Here is an 18,769-nt window from a genome sequence, read left to right as displayed (position 1 = left end):
GTTGGGGTATCGCCAAGCGGTAAGGCACCGGATTCTGATTCCGGCATTCCGAGGTTCGAATCCTCGTACCCCAGCCAATTTATTCAAGACGCTTACCTTGTAAGTGCACCCAGTTGGGGTATCGCCAAGCGGTAAGGCACCGGATTCTGATTCCGGCATTCCGAGGTTCGAATCCTCGTACCCCAGCCACATTAAAAAAGCTCGCTTCGGCGAGCTTTTTGCTTTTCTGCGTATATTCAATGTCGAATGCGATGTTGACACGTCTTATTCTTCAAAGTCGGATGCGACGCTGATGCGTCTTATCCGACCTACAGTTGGCATGCATCCGGCAATGTTGTAAGGCTACAACCCTAACGCATATTTCAGCGCCTGCCGTTTCAATACGCCAGCACGCTCCGCCGCCATTAACCCGAGATTACGCATAAAACGCAGTGGCGGCAGATTATTGCTGAATCCGGCATAAAACAGATCCATACCGCTTTGCATAATGAAGTTATCCGCCATACGCCGCATCTGGTAACGCTTGAGGACAGGATAACTGGCCCACGCTTCACCGTAGCTGCGGGCATTCACCAGAACGTCAATCAGCGCATCAACATCGCGATAACCAAGATTCACCCCCTGCCCCGCCAGCGGATGAATGGTGTGCGCCGCATCGCCCACCAGCGCAAGCCCTGGCTGCACATACTGCAACGCATGGCGGCGCGTCAGCGGAAACGCACCAGCAGCAAGCGGCGTTACATAACCCAGACGTGACGGGAAATGCTTCGCGATTTCCGCCTGGAGCTGCGCCATATTCATATTCTGCAACTGGCGAATACGCGCTGGTGAGTCGTACCACACCAGCGATGCCCAGTTATCAAACAGCGGCAAAAACGCACGCGGCCCGTCCGGAGTAAACTGCTGCCAGGTGCTGTCGCCGGGATCATTCTCGCACTGTACGCTAATCAACATACACGACTGCGCATACTGCCAGGCATGAACGCCAATTCCCGCCATTTGCCGCACCTGCGAATTTGCACCGTCAGCGCCAATCACCAGCTTCGCCTGGATCACTTCGCCCCCCTTCAGTTCCAGTTCCTGAAGATCATTATGGCGATGCAGAGCAATTAGTGAGCCTGGCACACGTAACGTTACTTTCGGATGCGCTTCCAGCGCCTGCCACAGCGCCTGTTGCAGGACAGTGTTTTCCACCATATAGCCAAGCAACGGCAGCTTCAATTCGGCTGCATCAAACACCACATGCGCCGTTTCCCACTCCCACGTTTCCAGTCTGCGATAAGGATGGCAACGCATGGCCTGTACCGCGTCCCAGACGCCTAAACCTTTAAGCAATGATACCGAAGCCGCACTAATCGCCGAGATCCGCACGTCAGGCTGGCTGTCAGCGACAAACGGTGCAGGCTCTGCATGCTCGATTACCGTTACCGAAAATCCGTGCTGAGCCAGTCCCAGCGCCAGTGCGCCGCCGACCATTCCTCCGCCGACAATGGCAATTTCCGTTGGTTGATTTGTCATGGTCAATCATCCTGTTAGCAATATGCTTTAAGTTTACAGGATTTTTACCCCCAAGGGCTGATAACGCTCATACTGGTCACAACGGCAGCAAAGCATTACACTATGCGCCCTGCATTCCTGGCTACTATTTCGCAAGAGCAAGTCGATGACCAAAAAACTCCATATTAAAACCTGGGGCTGTCAGATGAACGAGTACGATTCATCGAAGATGGCCGATCTGCTGGATGCCACCCACGGCTATCAACTGACCGACGTGGCGGAAGAAGCGGATGTGCTGCTGCTGAACACCTGCTCAATCCGCGAGAAGGCTCAGGAAAAAGTCTTCCATCAGTTGGGTCGCTGGAAACTGTTAAAAGAGAAGAATCCAGACCTGATTATCGGCGTCGGCGGCTGCGTGGCATCGCAAGAAGGCGAGCACATTCGCCAGCGCGCCCACTATGTTGATATTATTTTTGGGCCGCAAACGCTGCACCGTCTGCCGGAGATGATCAACTCCGTACGCGGCGACCGCAGCCCGGTTGTAGATATCAGCTTTCCGGAAATCGAGAAGTTTGACCGTCTGCCGGAACCGCGTGCCGAAGGACCAACCGCGTTTGTCTCCATCATGGAAGGCTGCAATAAATATTGCACCTACTGTGTGGTGCCTTACACCCGTGGTGAAGAGGTAAGCCGTCCTTCCGACGATATTCTGTTTGAGATTGCCCAGCTTGCGGCTCAGGGCGTGCGTGAAGTCAACCTGCTCGGTCAGAACGTGAACGCCTGGCGTGGTGAGAACTACGACGGCACCACCGGATCGTTTGCCGATCTGCTGCGTCTGGTTGCGGCGATCGACGGGATCGATCGTATTCGCTTTACCACCAGCCATCCGATCGAATTCACCGACGATATCATCGAAGTGTACCGTGACACGCCGGAGCTGGTGAGCTTCCTGCATCTGCCGGTACAGAGCGGTTCCGATCGCATTCTGAACCTGATGGGACGTACCCATACAGCGCTGGAGTACAAAGCGATCATCCGTAAACTGCGTGCGGCGCGTCCGGATATTCAGATCAGTTCTGACTTCATCGTTGGCTTCCCTGGCGAAACCACCGAAGACTTCGAGAAAACGATGAAGCTGATTGCCGACGTCAATTTCGACATGAGCTACAGCTTTATCTTCTCTGCACGTCCGGGTACGCCAGCCGCCGATATGGTTGATGATGTTCCGGAAGAAGAGAAGAAGCAGCGTCTGTATATTCTGCAAGAGCGCATTAATCAGCAAGCGATGGCATGGAGCCGCCGTATGCTCGGCACCACCCAGCGTATTCTGGTAGAAGGTACATCGCGTAAGAGCATCATGGAGCTTTCCGGTCGTACTGAAAATAACCGCGTGGTCAACTTCGAGGGCACACCGGATATGATCGGTAAATTCGTCGATGTAGAAATTACCGACGTCTACCCGAACTCTCTGCGCGGTAAAGTGGTGCGAACTGAAGATGAAATGGGTCTGCGCGTGGCAGAAACACCGGAATCGGTGATTGCCCGTACCCGCAAAGAAAATGACCTTGGCGTGGGTTATTATCAGCCGTAATTCTCAGGCCCGCCGTTCCGGTGGGCCTTGTTTTTTCTCTCTTTATCCCCATCTTTATCTCAATGCTTGCGCCTTTTTCCTGTGGCGTGAATAATTTCCTTATAGGCCGGTGAATGTTCAGCTTCCGGCGGCATACAGATAAGAGGAACGGTTTGAACATAGACACTCGCGAAATTACTCTGGAGCCAGCAGACAACGCACGTCTGTTGAGCCTGTGCGGCCCGTTTGATGACAACATCAAACAACTCGAACGCCGTCTCGGCATCGAAATCAATCGCCGTGATAACCACTTTAAACTGACCGGCCGTCCGATTTGCGTCACCGCTGCGGCAGACATTCTGCGTAGCCTGTATGTCGATACTGCCCCGATGCGCGGTCAGATTCAGGATATCGAGCCGGAACAGATCCACCTGGCGATTAAAGAAGCACGCGTGCTGGAACAAAGTGCGGAGAGCGTGCCGGAGTATGGCAAAGCGGTCAATATCAAGACCAAACGCGGCGTAATCAAGCCGCGCACGCCAAACCAGGCGCAGTACATCGCCAATATTCTCGACCATGACATTACCTTCGGCGTTGGCCCGGCGGGTACGGGTAAAACCTACCTGGCAGTGGCTGCGGCAGTTGATGCCCTGGAGCGTCAGGAAATTCGCCGTATTCTGCTGACTCGTCCGGCGGTAGAAGCCGGTGAGAAACTGGGCTTCCTGCCTGGCGATTTAAGCCAGAAAGTGGACCCGTATCTGCGCCCGCTGTATGACGCGCTGTTTGAAATGTTGGGCTTTGAGAAAGTCGAGAAGCTGATTGAGCGCAACGTTATTGAAGTCGCGCCACTGGCCTATATGCGTGGCCGTACGCTGAACGACGCGTTTATCATTCTTGATGAGAGCCAGAACACCACCATCGAACAGATGAAGATGTTCCTGACTCGTATCGGTTTTAACTCAAAAGCGGTTATTACCGGCGATGTCACGCAGATCGACTTACCGCGTAATACTAAATCAGGTTTACGTCACGCTATCGAAGTGTTAGCCGATGTCGAAGAGATCAGCTTTAACTTCTTCCACAGCGAAGACGTGGTTCGTCACCCGGTGGTAGCGCGTATCGTTAACGCTTATGAAGCCTGGGAAGAAGCCGAACAAAAACGAAAAGCGGCGCTGGCAGCAGAACGCAAGCGCGAAGAACAGGAACAAAAATGAGTCAGGTGATCCTCGATTTACAACTGGCATGTGAAGATAATTCCGGGTTACCGGAAGAGAGCCAGTTTCAGACATGGCTGAATGCGGTGATCCCGCAGTTTCAGGAAGAATCGGAAGTGACTATTCGCGTGGTCGATACCGCCGAAAGCCACAGTCTCAATCTGACCTATCGCGGTAAGGATAAGCCGACCAACGTGCTCTCCTTCCCGTTTGAAGTACCGCCTGGCATGGAGATGTCGCTGCTGGGTGATCTGGTTATCTGCCGTCAGGTCGTTGAGAAGGAAGCACAAGAGCAAGGCAAACCACTGGAAGCGCACTGGGCGCATATGGTGGTGCACGGCAGTCTGCATTTGTTAGGTTACGATCACATCGAAGACGACGAAGCAGAAGAAATGGAAGCCCTCGAAACAGAGATTATGCTTGCTCTGGGCTATGAGGATCCGTACATTGCCGAGAAAGAATAATTTGCCAGGCATTTGACTGGCAGACGTCCCCGCCGTTGGTGATTAACGACGGCGTTTTGATTAACTAACATGAGAACCCATACGACGCCATGAGCGACGACAATTCACACAGTAGTGACACGATAAGCAACAAGAAGGGATTTTTCTCCCTGTTACTCAGCCAACTTTTCCACGGTGAACCGAAAAACCGTGACGAACTGCTGGCGCTGATCCGTGATTCCGGGCAGAACGACCTTATCGACGAAGATACGCGCGATATGCTCGAAGGGGTGATGGACATCGCAGACCAACGCGTTCGCGACATCATGATCCCCCGCTCCCAGATGATTACCCTGAAACGCAACCAGACGCTGGACGAATGCCTTGATGTCATCATCGAGTCCGCCCACTCACGTTTCCCGGTGATTAGCGAAGACAAAGATCACATTGAAGGGATTCTGATGGCGAAAGACTTGCTGCCGTTTATGCGCAGCGATGCAGAAGCCTTCAGCATGGACAAAGTGTTACGTCAGGCGGTTGTCGTTCCTGAAAGTAAGCGCGTAGACCGGATGCTGAAAGAGTTTCGCTCTCAGCGTTACCACATGGCGATCGTCATTGACGAATTCGGTGGGGTTTCCGGTCTGGTGACCATTGAAGATATCCTGGAACTGATTGTTGGTGAGATTGAAGACGAGTATGACGAAGAAGATGATATCGACTTCCGTCAGCTGAGTCGTCATACCTGGACCGTGCGCGCACTGGCTTCCATCGAAGATTTCAACGAAGCCTTCGGCACCCACTTTAGCGATGAAGAAGTCGACACCATCGGCGGTCTAGTGATGCAGGCATTTGGGCATCTCCCGGCGCGTGGCGAAACCATCGACATCGACGGTTACCAGTTCAAAGTGGCGATGGCCGACAGTCGGCGTATTATTCAGGTTCATGTCAAAATCCCGGATGACTCACCCCAGCCAAAGCTGGATGAATAAAACCGAAACTGGATAGATAACTACATGGCTTTTGCCTCATTAATTGAACGCCAGCGCATTCGCCTGCTGCTGGCGTTATTATTCGGTGCCTGCGGAACGCTGGCCTTCTCTCCTTACGATGTCTGGCCTGCGGCGATTATTTCGCTGATGGGACTTCAGGCGCTCACCTTTAACCGCCGTCCACTCCAGTCTGCCGCTATTGGCTTTTGCTGGGGATTTGGCCTGTTTGGCAGCGGTATTAACTGGGTCTATGTCAGCATCGCGACCTTTGGCGGAATGCCTGGCCCAGTTAACATCTTCCTGGTGGTGCTGCTGGCGGCGTATTTGTCGCTGTATACCGGACTGTTTGCTGGCGTGCTGTCGCGTCTGTGGCCGAAAACCACCTGGCTACGCGTGGCGATTGCCGCCCCTGCTCTCTGGCAAGTGACCGAGTTTCTGCGCGGTTGGGTGCTGACTGGCTTCCCGTGGTTGCAGTTCGGCTATAGCCAGATTGACGGTCCGTTAAAAGGACTGGCACCGATAATGGGCGTGGAAGCCATTAACTTCCTGCTGATGATGGTAAGCGGCCTGCTGGCACTGGCGTTGGTCAAACGCAACTGGCGTCCGCTGGTGGTGGCCGTCGTGCTGTTCGCCCTTCCCTTCCCGCTGCGTTACATCCAGTGGTTCACCCCGCAACCGGAGAAAACCATTCAGGTTTCGATGGTTCAGGGCGACATTCCGCAATCGCTGAAGTGGGATGAAGGCCAGCTTCTCAATACGCTGAAGATTTACTACAACGCAACGGCACCGCTGATGGGCAAGTCATCGCTGATTATCTGGCCGGAGTCGGCGATAACCGACCTGGAAATTAATCAGCAGCCGTTCCTCAAAGCACTGGACGGTGAGTTGCGTGATAAAGGTAGCTCGCTGGTCACCGGGATTGTCGACGCGCGTCTCAATAAGCAGAACCGCTACGATACCTACAACACCATCATCACGCTGGGTAAAGGTGCACCGTACAGCTATGAATCGACCGATCGCTATAACAAAAACCATCTGGTGCCGTTTGGCGAGTTTGTCCCGCTGGAGTCGATTCTGCGTCCGTTAGCACCGTTCTTTGATCTGCCGATGTCGTCATTCAGCCGTGGACCATATATCCAACCACCGCTGTCGGTAAATGGTATTGAGCTTACTGCGGCTATTTGCTACGAGATCATTCTCGGCGAGCAAGTGCGCGATAACTTCCGCCCGGATACCGACTATCTGCTGACTATCTCCAACGATGCGTGGTTTGGTAAGTCTATTGGCCCATGGCAGCACTTTCAGATGGCGCGAATGCGTGCGCTGGAGCTGGCGCGCCCGCTGCTGCGTAGCACCAATAATGGCATCACGGCGGTGATTGGTCCGCAGGGTGAGATTCAGGCGATGATCCCGCAATTCACCCGCGAGGTGTTGACCACTAATGTGACGCCGACTACCGGACTCACACCGTACGCACGTACCGGCAACTGGCCGCTGTGGGTACTGACGGCACTGTTTGGTTTTGCCGCTGTGTTGATGAGTCTGCATCAACGACGTAAATAATCCCTTCTTATCGTGCCGGAATACATCCCGTATTTCGGCACGCTCGCCGGATGTGGTATCAGTGCGTTATCCGGATGACAAAATTCCCCTATCCAACTTTGGCACATCTATTGCTTTGTTATACAAGGCAAAGCTTGAACCCGCGTCAGAACAACCCGGTTGCACCACAGCAATCCACCGGTAGCACCAAAAGAGTGCATTTTAAGAATTTTGCTTCGGAATGGTGCGGCGCATCTCGCAAAAACAAACAATAAAACATCAATATCTTTACATTTAGCCAAACTAAATGTTACCTAACAAACACAACACTGCACAATAAAGTTGCAGATGATAACAACACAAACACTCACAACGGGTATCCATGCGTTCTTAACGCAGAAGATAAAGGAGTTGGATATGCAATTACGTAAACCTGCCACAGCAATCCTGGCCCTGGCGCTTTCCGCAGGCCTGGCACAGGCAGATGACGCCGCCCCGGCAGCGGGCAGTACGCTGGACAAAATCGCCAAAAACGGTGTGATTGTCGTCGGTCACCGTGAATCTTCAGTACCTTTCTCTTATTACGACAATCAGCAAAAAGTGGTGGGTTACTCGCAGGATTACTCCAACGCCATTGTTGAAGCAGTGAAAAAGAAACTCAATAAACCGGACTTGCAGGTGAAACTGATTCCGATCACCTCACAAAACCGTATTCCGCTGCTGCAAAACGGCACTTTCGATTTTGAATGTGGTTCAACCACCAACAACGTCGAACGCCAAAAACAGGCGGCTTTCTCTGACACTATTTTCGTGGTCGGTACGCGCCTGCTGACCAAAAAAGGCGGCGATATCAAAGATTTTGCCGACCTGAAAGGCAAAGCCGTAGTCGTTACTTCCGGCACTACCTCTGAAGTTTTGCTCAACAAACTGAATGAAGAGCAAAAAATGAATATGCGCATCATCAGCGCCAAAGATCACGGTGACTCTTTCCGCACCCTGGAAAGCGGTCGTGCCGTTGCCTTTATGATGGATGACGCTCTGTTAGCCGGTGAGCGAGCGAAAGCGAAGAAACCAGACAACTGGGAAATCGTCGGCAAGCCGCAGTCTCAGGAAGCCTACGGTTGCATGTTGCGTAAAGACGATCCGCAGTTCAAAAAGCTGATGGATGACACTATCGCTCAGGTGCAGACCTCCGGTGAAGCGGAAAAATGGTTTGATAAGTGGTTCAAAAATCCAATTCCGCCGAAAAACCTGAACATGAATTTCGAACTGTCAGACGAAATGAAAGCACTGTTCAAAGAACCGAATGACAAGGCACTGAACTAATTACAAGAACCAGGGGCGGAAATTCCAGCCCTCTCGATTGTTACGTAGCACGGACAGACTATACGCCTGATGGTCGTTCCCCATCGGGCCTGAAAACCGCAATACGCTGGGTAACAATCTTCGAGGGTAGCAGTTAACGCTGCTACCCTCTTTTTTCTGGAGTAGATTTATGTCTATAGACTGGAACTGGGGTATTTTTTTACAACAAGCCCCGTTCGGCAACACCACCTATCTTGGTTGGATCTGGAGTGGTTTTCAGGTGACGATCGCTTTGTCGATCTGCGCCTGGATTATCGCTTTCCTCGTCGGTTCATTTTTCGGCATTTTACGTACCGTTCCAAACCGTTTTCTCTCCGGTCTGGGTACGTTGTATGTCGAACTGTTCCGCAACGTGCCGTTGATTGTGCAATTCTTTACCTGGTATCTGGTTATCCCTGAACTGTTGCCGGAAAAAATCGGCATGTGGTTTAAGGCAGAACTAGACCCCAATATTCAGTTTTTCCTCTCCTCCATGCTCTGTCTGGGACTGTTTACTGCAGCTCGTGTTTGCGAACAAGTACGCGCCGCGATTCAGTCGCTGCCGCGTGGGCAAAAAAATGCCGCGCTGGCAATGGGTCTGACGCTACCGCAGGCTTACCGCTACGTACTGTTGCCTAACGCTTATCGCGTTATCGTCCCGCCAATGACCTCTGAGATGATGAACCTGGTAAAAAACTCCGCCATCGCCTCGACCATCGGTCTGGTGGATATGGCGGCGCAGGCCGGTAAATTGCTCGATTACTCGGCCCACGCCTGGGAGTCATTTACCGCCATTACGCTGGCGTATGTGTTGATTAACGCTTTTATCATGCTGGTGATGACGCTGGTTGAACGTAAAGTTCGCCTGCCCGGCAACATGGGGGGCAAATAATGTACGAGTTTGACTGGAGTTCCATTGTTCCTTCCCTGCCATATCTGCTCGACGGGCTGGTGATCACCCTGAAAATCACCATCACGGCGGTGGTCATTGGTATTTTGTGGGGTACGTTGCTGGCAGTAATGCGCTTGTCCAGCTTTGCGCCGATTGCCTGGTTTGCCAAAGCCTACGTTAACGTGTTCCGTTCGATCCCGTTAGTCATGGTTTTGCTATGGTTTTACCTGATTGTGCCGGGTTTTCTGCAAAACGTGCTGGGATTATCGCCAAAAAATGATATCCGTTTAATTTCGGCGATGGTGGCGTTTTCGATGTTTGAAGCGGCCTACTATTCAGAGATTATCCGTGCCGGTATTCAAAGTATTTCCCGTGGGCAGTCGAGCGCCGCGCTGGCGTTGGGGATGACTCACTGGCAGTCGATGAAACTGATTATTCTGCCGCAGGCGTTCCGCGCGATGGTGCCGCTGCTGCTCACTCAGGGCATCGTACTGTTCCAGGATACCTCGCTGGTGTATGTGTTATCTCTGGCCGATTTCTTCCGTACCGCCTCAACCATTGGTGAGCGTGATGGTACACAGGTCGAAATGATTCTGTTTGCCGGGTTTGTTTATTTCGTTATTAGCCTTAGCGCATCGTTGTTGGTCAGCTACTTGAAAAGAAGGACAGCATAATGATTACCCTGAAAAATGTTTCAAAATGGTATGGTCACTTTCAGGTGCTGACCGACTGCTCAACCGAAGTGAAAAAAGGTGAAGTAGTGGTGGTTTGTGGTCCGTCAGGCTCTGGCAAATCAACACTGATTAAAACCGTCAACGGCCTCGAACCGGTGCAGCAAGGTGAAATCACCGTCGATGGTATCGTGGTTAATGATAAGAAAACCGATCTGGCAAAGCTGCGTTCCCGCGTCGGGATGGTGTTCCAGCATTTCGAGCTGTTCCCTCATTTGTCGATTATTGAAAACCTGACCCTGGCGCAGGTAAAAGTGCTTAAACGCGATAAAGCGCCCGCTCGTGAAAAAGCCCTGAAATTGCTGGAGCGCGTCGGGCTTTCCGCACATGCCAATAAGTTTCCGGCGCAGCTTTCCGGCGGTCAGCAGCAGCGTGTGGCGATCGCTCGCGCATTGTGCATGGATCCTATCGCGATGCTGTTCGACGAACCGACATCGGCGCTGGATCCGGAGATGATTAACGAAGTGCTGGACGTGATGGTGGAACTGGCGAACGAAGGAATGACCATGATGGTGGTGACCCACGAAATGGGCTTTGCCCGTAAAGTGGCGAATCGGGTGATCTTTATGGACGAGGGTAAAATTGTCGAAGACTCGCCGAAAGACGCTTTCTTCGATGATCCGAAATCGGACCGCGCAAAAGACTTCCTCGCGAAAATCCTGCATTAATCACTCTGGCGCGCATACCCAAGTGCGCGCCATCTCACGCTTTATCGTTTCGCTCCTCGTATCTGTTACATCCTGGCGTTACCCTTGTCGCAAAGAAGCACACAACAAGGAGCAACAATGGCACTGCCGATTCTGTTAGATTGCGACCCAGGTCATGACGACGCTATCGCAATAGTTCTCGCCCTCGCCTCACCAGAGCTTGATGTCAAAGCAATTACGTCTTCCGCCGGAAACCAGACACCAGAAAAAACCTTACGCAATGTTCTGCGTATGCTGACCTTGCTTAATCGCACCGATATTCCGGTAGCAGGCGGCGCGGTAAAACCATTAATGCGTGATTTGATTATCGCGGACAATGTGCACGGCGAAAGCGGTCTCGACGGCCCGGCATTACCGGAACCGACGTTCGCACCGCAAAACTGTACGGCGGTGGAGCTGATGGCGAAAACGCTGCGTGAAAGTGCGGAACCTGTCACGATTGTTTCTACCGGACCGCAAACTAACGTTGCCTTGCTGCTCAATAGCCATCCGGAACTGCATAGCAAAATCGCCCGTATCGTGATTATGGGCGGCGCAATGGGGCTTGGTAACTGGACGCCAGCCGCCGAGTTTAATATTTATGTTGACCCGGAAGCGGCAGAAATTGTTTTCCAGTCAGGGATCCCGGTGGTGATGGCCGGTCTGGATGTTACCCACAAAGCACAAATCCACGTTGAAGACACCGAGCGTTTCCGCGCGATTGGCAACCCTGTTTCAACCATTGTTGCCGAACTGCTGGATTTCTTCCTCGAATATCACAAAGACGAAAAATGGGGCTTTGTGGGCGCACCGCTGCATGACCCATGCACCATCGCCTGGCTGTTGAAACCAGAGTTGTTTACCACTGTTGAGCGCTGGGTTGGCGTGGAAACACAGGGGAAATATACTCAGGGCATGACGGTTGTTGATTATTATTATCTGACAGGCAATAAACCGAATGCCACTGTAATGGTCGATATTGATCGTCAGGGCTTTGTTGATTTACTGGCTGAGCGTCTGAAATTTTACGCTTAACACACCACATTGATTAAGATCACCACGCTTTCACAGGGTGGTCTTAATCTGTTTATCTCTTTTTCTTTCAAGATATAAATGCAATGGATAATGCAGAACTCGCCATTGGTATCGATCTCGGCACTACCAATAGTTTAATTGCCGTCTGGAAAGACGGTGCCGCGCAATTAATTCCAAATAAGTTCGGTGAATATTTAACACCATCCATCATTAGTATGGATGAAAATAATCATATTTTAGTCGGAAAACCGGCTGTATCACGGCGCACTTCGCATCCGGATAAAACCGCCGCATTATTTAAACGCTCAATGGGCAGTAATACCAACTGGCGGTTAGGCAGCGACACATTTAACGCACCAGAACTGTCCTCTTTGGTCTTACGTTCATTAAAAGAAGATGCCGAAGAATTTCTGCAACGTTCTATTAAAAATGTGGTGATCTCTGTTCCGGCTTATTTCAGTGATGAACAACGCAAGCATACCCGTTTAGCAGCGGAGCTAGCCGGGTTAAATGCGGTACGCTTAATTAATGAACCCACAGCAGCTGCGATGGCATATGGCCTGCATACGCAACAAAATACCCGCTCGCTGGTTTTTGATCTCGGTGGCGGCACGTTTGACGTCACGGTGCTCGAATACGCCACGCCGGTGATTGAAGTTCACGCCTCCGCTGGCGACAACTTTCTTGGCGGCGAAGATTTTACTCATATGCTGGTGGATGAAGTTTTAAAACGCGCCGCAGTGGCTAAAAACATGCTCAACGAAAGTGAGCTGGCAGCCCTGTACACCAGCGTGGAAGCGGCAAAATGCAGCAATCAATTACCGCTGCAAATTAGCTGGCAGTATCAGGAAGAAACGCGTGAGTGCGAATTTTACGAGAACGAACTGGAAGATTTGTGGTTGCCGCTGCTCAATCGCTTGCGAGTGCCGATTGAACAGGCGTTGCGCGATGCACGTCTGAAGCCAAGTCAAATCGACAGTCTGGTGCTGGTTGGCGGCGCATCACAAATGCCGCTGGTGCAGCGAATCGCCGTGCGTCTGTTTGGCAAATTACCGTATCAAAGTTACGACCCGAGTACTATTGTCGCGCTGGGCGCAGCGATCCAGGCCGCCTGCCGCTTACGCAGCGAAGACATTGAAGAAGTGATCCTCACCGATATTTGCCCCTACTCCTTAGGTGTTGAAGTTAACCGCCAGGGCGTTTCCGGCATTTTCTCACCGATTATTGAACGAAACACCACTGTACCGGTGTCGCGTGTAGAAACTTACTCGACCATGCACCCGGAACAGGATTCAATTACGGTTAACGTCTATCAGGGAGAAAACCACAAAGTTAAAAATAACATTCTGGTAGAATCCTTCGATGTGCCGTTGAAGAAAACCGGGGCTTATCAGTCGATTGATATTCGCTTTAGTTATGATATCAACGGGTTGCTTGAAGTTGACGTGCTTCTGGAAGACGGCAGCGTTAAGTCCAGAGTCATTAACCACAGCCCGGTAACGTTAAGTACCCAGCAAATTGAAGAGAGTCGGGCAAGGTTATCCGCATTAAAAATTTATCCGCGCGATATGCTTATCAACCGTACCTTTAAGGCCAAACTGGAAGAGTTGTGGGCGCGGGCGCTGGGTGACGAGCGAGAAGAGATCGGCCGGGTGATCACCGATTTTGATGCGGCGTTGCAGTCAAACGATATGGCCCGCGTCGATGAAGTTCGGCGACGGGCGAGCGATTATTTGGCTATTGAGATCCCTTAAACACGGCTGCCGGATGCGGCATAAACGCTGCATCCGGCATCGGCGCAAAAAACACATCCTCAGCTAAACAACATCGCGATTTTTCCGAGAGCATAGCCTATCACCAGCACCGTTAAGCTGATTTTGATAATGCTGGTAATGCTCTGTGGTTTTTCATCCTCATCATTTTTTTCTTCGTGGTTTTCAGGTGTTGGCTCATCGACATCTTCATCCTCCGGCTCGAGTTTCACTTTCGTCAACAGCATCCGCGTGATAATGGCCTCTAATGGATGAGCATCTCCACCTTCCAGCCTTGTATTAAGACGGGCCAGCATCTCTTGTTTCGGGAACGCTTCCAGCACAACCTGTTCCGCTACACGATACAAATCCAGTAACGGTGAATCTTGTTCTGTCTCGCTACCGACTCTCGATTTCCACCATGCCCATGCTTTGCGCTTGAAGAATAACGACTCAATAAACGATTGACCTAACGGCGATAATTTTCCGCTATGTAAAATTTCCGCCCATAACAGCCGCGTCCGGGCGCTCTCACCAGGAACATATTTCAACGGGTTACCTTGCGCATCAATCATGCTTTGCGCTTCGATAACTATCACTAACAGCGCGAAATAATCCGGGCAATGTTGCGCACTCCACTGCAGTAATAAATTATCGGCTTGTGTAGACGGATAACTTTCCCAGTAACCGCAGAGATCGGCAAGCATGCTTTCCCCCTCGCCGCAGTACAACCGTTGCGCACACTGGTAATATCGGGCATCTTCACTTTCTGGTTCTTCCGTTTGCCACTGTTGCGCTACAGGAATGAGTTCCGCCATACCTGTTTGCACCGAGCTGTGCCAGCGCAACAGTTTGCGATGTAACTTTGCATCATCAGGAATGAACCACGGACCTTCCATTGCCATAAACGCAGTGACATAGTCAGGATGGTAACGGCAGCAGCGTTCCAGCGCGAAGTAATACTCAACAGTCTGGTTCTGCAACGCGACGGGATATTCCAGAAGGCTAAGGAAATCGAAACAATCACCAGCCTGAATGGCCTCAAGAAAAGCCTCCCTTTCTTCCTCATCCATTCCTTCGCTGTCATTAAACGAATGCCAGTTCAAACGCTCTGCCAGCAAAGAAGCACAATTTAATGAAAGATATCGCGCTTCTATAGCGACTGCACACAGCGGCCAGCGTAATTGATCGACATCCTCCATGTTCCAGGTATTTAATTGCTGAATAAATTTCTGCCAGGCGGAGGGCTGAAAACGATCACTTTCAGAATCCAGTAATGCCCTGAATGCACGTAGTATTTCATGTTCAGCGGCGGCATCTTTTTCTTCATCATCTGCTTCCGCGACAGGATTTACCGCCAGTCGCAGCGCCTCTTCATAGGCCTGGCGTAATGCTTTAAACCCCTGCGGATCGGTTTCGGGATGACACAACGGTAAGCGAGCAAGATAAGCCTGGCGGATAATGTCTATTTGCGTCGTGCTTTCAATTTCGAGGATTTGCCAACATGTTTTCATAGGTCGCTCACATCCTTAAGCGTTACCGGGCATTCAGGCTGGACAGTTAATGGCTGCCAGGGAAGCGTGGCATAGAAACGGTCGCTTCCCGCTGCCAGCTCTTCGAACATCCGACTCCCGGCGCTATCGTATTTGTACAGGGTTAGCGCCTCGCGTAGCGAAGCGTTGTCTTCGCACTGAGAAGATTGCCAGTAGAGACGCCCTAACGAATAGGCGGAAAAATAGTGCATCCAGCTGTGATAGTAATGGTGTGCTCGTATATAGACGCGCGATTGCAGCCATAAACTCTCGTCTTCCGTCAGCCACTTGTTGAGCACACCAACCCGTGATAAAAAACCCATCCGCACATAATCCCAGGCTTTGATTCCCCCTTCCCCACAACACATAGCGGTTTGGGCAACGAATTGGGTATAAATCAACCCTCTCTCCGAGCCGCCAGCAATTAATGCTTTCCACTCTTCAGGGGAAGAGCGATGCCATGTCAGATATAAGCCAGCTAAATCATTGGCATGACCATCATCGGTCATCTGATAAATAGTCTGAATTAAATCATCACGATTATTTATTCCCCAGGATGATGAGAGATCGAATTCTTTTATCCCGGTATACATTTTTGGCGAGTCATGCGCGGGCTTGCAACCCTGATTAAGTATTTCCATGGGCGTAGAAAGCGCAAAAAGAAGATATTGTTCTTCCTTATTCATTTGTTAATAATCCCTTAAGTGCATTAACTGACTACTTTTTTATTATTGATGAGTATAAACTTGACGCTTTCAAAATAAAAAGAAAATCGAAGCATTCACACATGAATAAAAAATTAATGTATATATTCGCAATATTTATAGTTGCAGCAATAACCTGTATTAGCCAACCCAAGAAAACGACGTTGCGTGATAAAGCCATGGCGAATTATGCCTTTGATTATTTAAGCTCACCGGGCAGTCTTCCATTCACCACGGCAGCCACGGAGCTTTCCGCGATTCATGGTCACTCAACGTCGCAATATCGCCTTGGAGAATTTTATCTTCATGGTAGCGACGGTAAACCACTGGATTATACACAGGCGAGATACTGGTATGAGCAATCAGCGGAACAGGAAAATCCACGCGCGCAAAGTAAACTGGGGTGGATCTACCTCAAAGGTCTGGGGGTCAAACCCGATACCCGTAAAGCAATTCTCTGGTATAAGGAAGCAGCTGAACAAGGGCATGTTCATGCACAATACACGTTGGGTTTGATCTACAGAAACGGCACGGGTATTAGCACCAACAATTATGAAGCTCGCAAATGGTTAGAACTGGCGGCAGAGCAACATTATAAAAATGCGGAAAGATTACTTGCAGAGCTTCCCGCACATTAACGTCGACTTTCACCCGAACAGATGAAGTATTTTCCCTATCAAACCAGCAAAGATAAAAATATAGAAAATAATTTTAATGATGCCCAGACAGCCCGGCCCACCATCGTCAACGGGCATTGGCTGCGGTTGCGGCTCCGGCTCGACGGTTTGTTGCCCGGCAAAATTCGCCGACTGAATTAATAATCGTCGAATTATTAATGCGTCCAGAGGACAACGATCTTCTGCATCAAGGCGGGCGACGATCGGCATCAATGATTCTTCTGTAGGTTGGCTGGTCTGCACTAATTGTTTAGCAACTAAATATAATGTCCATAAGGGATGCTGTGTATCACGCGTGAGTGAGATTCGCGGCTTACGCCCTTTGTGCAAAACCATCTCAACCAGAGAACGCCCCAGCGCAGAGAGTTTCTCATCGCTGAGTATTTCGTATAATTGAAAGCGCGTACGCGCACTGTCACCAGGAACATAAAGTAACGGTTTCCCCTGATCGTTAACCAGTTCACGTGCTTCAATCATCATCACGACTAACGGGTAATAATCGACCCGATGCTGACGGCACCATTGCAACATTAAAGCATCCGCCTGGGTGGAGGGATACTCGCGCCAGTAGTCACAAAGTTCTGCCAGCAGGCTTTCGCCTTCTCCACAATAGACGCGTTGCGCGTATTCATAATAACGCGCATCTTCATTATCAGGTTCAGCTTCCCGCCACGACCGGGCGTAATCCAGAAGTTCGGGGATATCCAGACGGCTTGTGCTATACCAGCGGAGTAAATTTCTGTGCAAATTTGCATCATCGGGGATAATCACTGCGCGATGTTGCGCTAAATACAATGTCAGCCATTCTGGATGCGATGACCAAATCCGCGCGAACATTTGGTAAAAATCAATGGTGTCATTTTGTACGGCAACGGGCAGATGCAGAATGGTCTGGAAGTTAAAAACATTCCCCTTCGCAATGGCATATAAAAAGGATTCCAGTTCTTCTTCGTCTATTTCCCCGACGTTTTCCTCCTGCAACCACCGCAATCTTTCTGCTAATAACACCACGCACTCGAAGGATAAATGGGCAGTGTTCATGGCTATTGTGCACAGCGACCAGCGTAATTCATCAATATCTTCCATCGAGCAATAATTTAATTGCTGAATGAATCGCTGCCAGGCAGAGGGCAGAAAACGTTCGCTATCAGAGGCGAGTAACGCACGAAAGGCGAGCAGAATTTCATGTTCTGCAACTTCATGTTCTTCTGGTTGCCAAACAGATTTAGCAGGCGACTGCGCAATCCGTAGCGCCTCCTCATACGCCTGACGAAGTTGTTTAAAACCCTGCGGATCGGTTTCTGGATGAAAGGACGGTAACAGCGCCAGATAAGCGCGGCGGATAATATCGACGTCAGTTGTTTCCTCTATGTTGAGGATCTTCCAGCAATTTTTCATAGATCGCTCATATCCTTAAGCGTTTCCGGGCATGCAGAATAGTAAGCCAATGGTTGCCAGGACAAGGTAGGGTAATACGCATCATCACTGGCAAATAATTGATAAAACATATCATTGCCGGAATCGTCGTATTCTTTACGCGCTAAAAATTCACGTAATAACTGAAGATTATCATCTTCGGGAGACTGCCAATATTGCCGACCAAAGGTATAACCGGCAAAGTATTGCTGCCAGTTACTATAATAACGTAGCGCCCGTAGATGAATGCGCGACTGGATCCATAGACTTTCTTCTTCGCTCAACCAGTTATTAAGTACGCCCATTCGGCTTAAAAAACCCATCCGGACATAATCCCAGGCTTTGATTCCCCCTTCGCCACAGCATTCGGCGGTGCTGGCGACAAATTGCGCATAAGCCTGACCTTGCTCATTTAGTTCAGCAAGATAATCACGCCATTCACATGGAGAATAACGAAACCAGCGGTGATAAAACCCTGCCAACCGCGCAGCATGACCGTTATCCATCATTCGGTGAATTGTACGCAGCAGGTCATCACGGTCATCAATTCCCCATGAGGAAGAAAGGTCAAAAAAGCATGTACCTAAATACATTTTGGGGGATGAATGCGAAGGTAAACAGCATTCATTGCGTATTTCCATCGGAGTGGAAAGTGCAAACAATATTTTTTGCGACTCCATGTCCATATAATTTATCCTTAAACATTCATTTAATGAATGTAAACTACATTGCGAGACTCATTTATT

17 protein-coding genes and 2 tRNA genes are annotated in these 18,769 nt (G+C 50.4%); 14 read left to right on the top strand and 5 right to left on the bottom strand.

All coding sequences use genetic code 11. From position 1 onward, the window contains the following. Positions 1 to 2 precede the first annotated feature (2 nt). Both BGE37_RS18785 and BGE37_RS18780 read left to right on the top strand, forming a co-directional pair. Positions 3 to 77: transfer RNA gene (locus tag BGE37_RS18785), tRNA-Gln, on the top strand. 37 nt (positions 78 to 114) lie between these two features. After that, positions 115 to 189: transfer RNA gene (locus BGE37_RS18780), tRNA-Gln, on the top strand. 153 nt (positions 190 to 342) lie between these two features. Here BGE37_RS18780 and ubiF read toward each other — a convergent pair. Continuing rightward, on the bottom strand, positions 343 to 1,518 hold the full coding sequence (gene ubiF, locus BGE37_RS18775) for a 3-demethoxyubiquinol 3-hydroxylase (RefSeq protein WP_105288318.1): 1,176 nt from the start codon (positions 1,516 to 1,518) through the stop codon (positions 343 to 345). Positions 1,519 to 1,663: 145 nt separating this feature from the next. Between ubiF and miaB the strand changes: the two genes are divergently transcribed. The 11 genes from miaB to hscC all read left to right on the top strand — a co-directional run bounded on the left by miaB (position 1,664) and on the right by hscC (position 13,697). Next, positions 1,664 to 3,088, top strand: a complete 1,425-nt coding sequence (gene miaB / locus BGE37_RS18770; protein ID WP_000162740.1) for a tRNA (N6-isopentenyl adenosine(37)-C2)-methylthiotransferase MiaB — start codon at positions 1,664 to 1,666, stop codon at positions 3,086 to 3,088. Between the two features lie 152 nt (positions 3,089 to 3,240). Then, entirely contained in the window at positions 3,241 to 4,281 is a 1,041-nt protein-coding gene (locus BGE37_RS18765; RefSeq protein WP_001018040.1) for a PhoH family protein, read from the top strand. Further along, entirely contained in the window at positions 4,278 to 4,745 is a 468-nt protein-coding gene (ybeY, locus tag BGE37_RS18760) for an rRNA maturation RNase YbeY (RefSeq protein ID WP_000084469.1), read from the top strand. The genes BGE37_RS18765 and ybeY overlap by 4 nt, the downstream gene beginning before the upstream one ends. Positions 4,746 to 4,834: 89 nt before the next feature. Further along, the gene (gene corC, locus BGE37_RS18755) at positions 4,835 to 5,713 is read left to right on the top strand and encodes a CNNM family magnesium/cobalt transport protein CorC (RefSeq protein ID WP_001278605.1); all 879 of its coding nucleotides are present in this window, start codon (positions 4,835 to 4,837) and stop codon (positions 5,711 to 5,713) included. 24 nt (positions 5,714 to 5,737) lie between these two features. Further along, the gene (gene lnt, locus BGE37_RS18750; protein WP_105288317.1) at positions 5,738 to 7,276 is read left to right on the top strand and encodes an apolipoprotein N-acyltransferase; all 1,539 of its coding nucleotides are present in this window, start codon (positions 5,738 to 5,740) and stop codon (positions 7,274 to 7,276) included. A gap of 396 nt (positions 7,277 to 7,672) precedes the next feature. After that, positions 7,673 to 8,581 carry a glutamate/aspartate ABC transporter substrate-binding protein GltI gene (gltI, locus tag BGE37_RS18745; RefSeq protein WP_001177085.1) on the top strand — a complete coding sequence of 303 codons (909 nt, stop codon included), beginning with the start codon at positions 7,673 to 7,675 and terminating at the stop codon, positions 8,579 to 8,581. A 169-nt stretch (positions 8,582 to 8,750) separates the two neighbouring features. After that, positions 8,751 to 9,491, top strand: coding sequence for a glutamate/aspartate ABC transporter permease GltJ (gene gltJ / locus BGE37_RS18740; RefSeq protein ID WP_000020941.1), 741 nt, complete (start codon positions 8,751 to 8,753; stop codon positions 9,489 to 9,491). Beyond that, positions 9,491 to 10,165 carry a glutamate/aspartate ABC transporter permease GltK gene (gene gltK, locus BGE37_RS18735; protein WP_000272805.1) on the top strand — a complete coding sequence of 225 codons (675 nt, stop codon included), beginning with the start codon at positions 9,491 to 9,493 and terminating at the stop codon, positions 10,163 to 10,165. The genes gltJ and gltK overlap by 1 nt, the downstream gene beginning before the upstream one ends. Then, the gene (gene gltL, locus BGE37_RS18730; protein ID WP_000631384.1) at positions 10,165 to 10,890 is read left to right on the top strand and encodes a glutamate/aspartate ABC transporter ATP-binding protein GltL; all 726 of its coding nucleotides are present in this window, start codon (positions 10,165 to 10,167) and stop codon (positions 10,888 to 10,890) included. The genes gltK and gltL overlap by 1 nt, the downstream gene beginning before the upstream one ends. 117 nt (positions 10,891 to 11,007) lie before the next feature. Further along, positions 11,008 to 11,943 (top strand): pyrimidine-specific ribonucleoside hydrolase RihA, encoded by a 936-nt coding sequence (gene rihA / locus BGE37_RS18725; RefSeq protein ID WP_001207495.1) that lies wholly within the window; start codon positions 11,008 to 11,010, stop codon positions 11,941 to 11,943. A gap of 83 nt (positions 11,944 to 12,026) precedes the next feature. Continuing rightward, positions 12,027 to 13,697, top strand: coding sequence for a molecular chaperone HscC (gene hscC / locus BGE37_RS18720; RefSeq protein ID WP_105288316.1), 1,671 nt, complete (start codon positions 12,027 to 12,029; stop codon positions 13,695 to 13,697). A 59-nt stretch (positions 13,698 to 13,756) separates the two neighbouring features. Here hscC and djlC read toward each other — a convergent pair whose 3' ends face one another. Next, positions 13,757 to 15,208, bottom strand: coding sequence for a co-chaperone DjlC (gene djlC / locus BGE37_RS18715; RefSeq protein ID WP_105288315.1), 1,452 nt, complete (start codon positions 15,206 to 15,208; stop codon positions 13,757 to 13,759). Then, complete coding sequence (locus BGE37_RS18710) at positions 15,205 to 15,912, bottom strand: DUF1266 domain-containing protein (protein ID WP_001030943.1); 708 nt, start codon at positions 15,910 to 15,912, stop codon at positions 15,205 to 15,207. The genes djlC and BGE37_RS18710 overlap by 4 nt, the downstream gene beginning before the upstream one ends. Positions 15,913 to 16,013: 101 nt before the next feature. Between BGE37_RS18710 and BGE37_RS18705 the strand changes: the two genes are divergently transcribed. Further along, on the top strand, positions 16,014 to 16,568 hold the full coding sequence (locus BGE37_RS18705; protein WP_001035659.1) for a tetratricopeptide repeat protein: 555 nt from the start codon (positions 16,014 to 16,016) through the stop codon (positions 16,566 to 16,568). 9 nt (positions 16,569 to 16,577) lie between these two features. Here the strand turns inward: BGE37_RS18705 and BGE37_RS18700 are convergent, their stop codons facing one another. Next, on the bottom strand, positions 16,578 to 18,005 hold the full coding sequence (locus BGE37_RS18700) for a J domain-containing protein (protein WP_105288314.1): 1,428 nt from the start codon (positions 18,003 to 18,005) through the stop codon (positions 16,578 to 16,580). After that, positions 18,002 to 18,709 (bottom strand): DUF1266 domain-containing protein, encoded by a 708-nt coding sequence (locus BGE37_RS18695; protein ID WP_105288313.1) that lies wholly within the window; start codon positions 18,707 to 18,709, stop codon positions 18,002 to 18,004. Before BGE37_RS18695 ends, BGE37_RS18700 begins: the two co-directional genes overlap by 4 nt. Between the last annotated feature and the right edge of the window lie 60 nt (positions 18,710 to 18,769).

The organism is Escherichia sp. MOD1-EC6300, from assembly GCF_002965045.1.
Lineage (GTDB): Bacteria > Pseudomonadota > Gammaproteobacteria > Enterobacterales > Enterobacteriaceae > Escherichia > Escherichia coli_F.
Note: the sequence above shows the minus strand (reverse complement) of the source record. Positions and strands in the feature narration are given on the sequence as shown.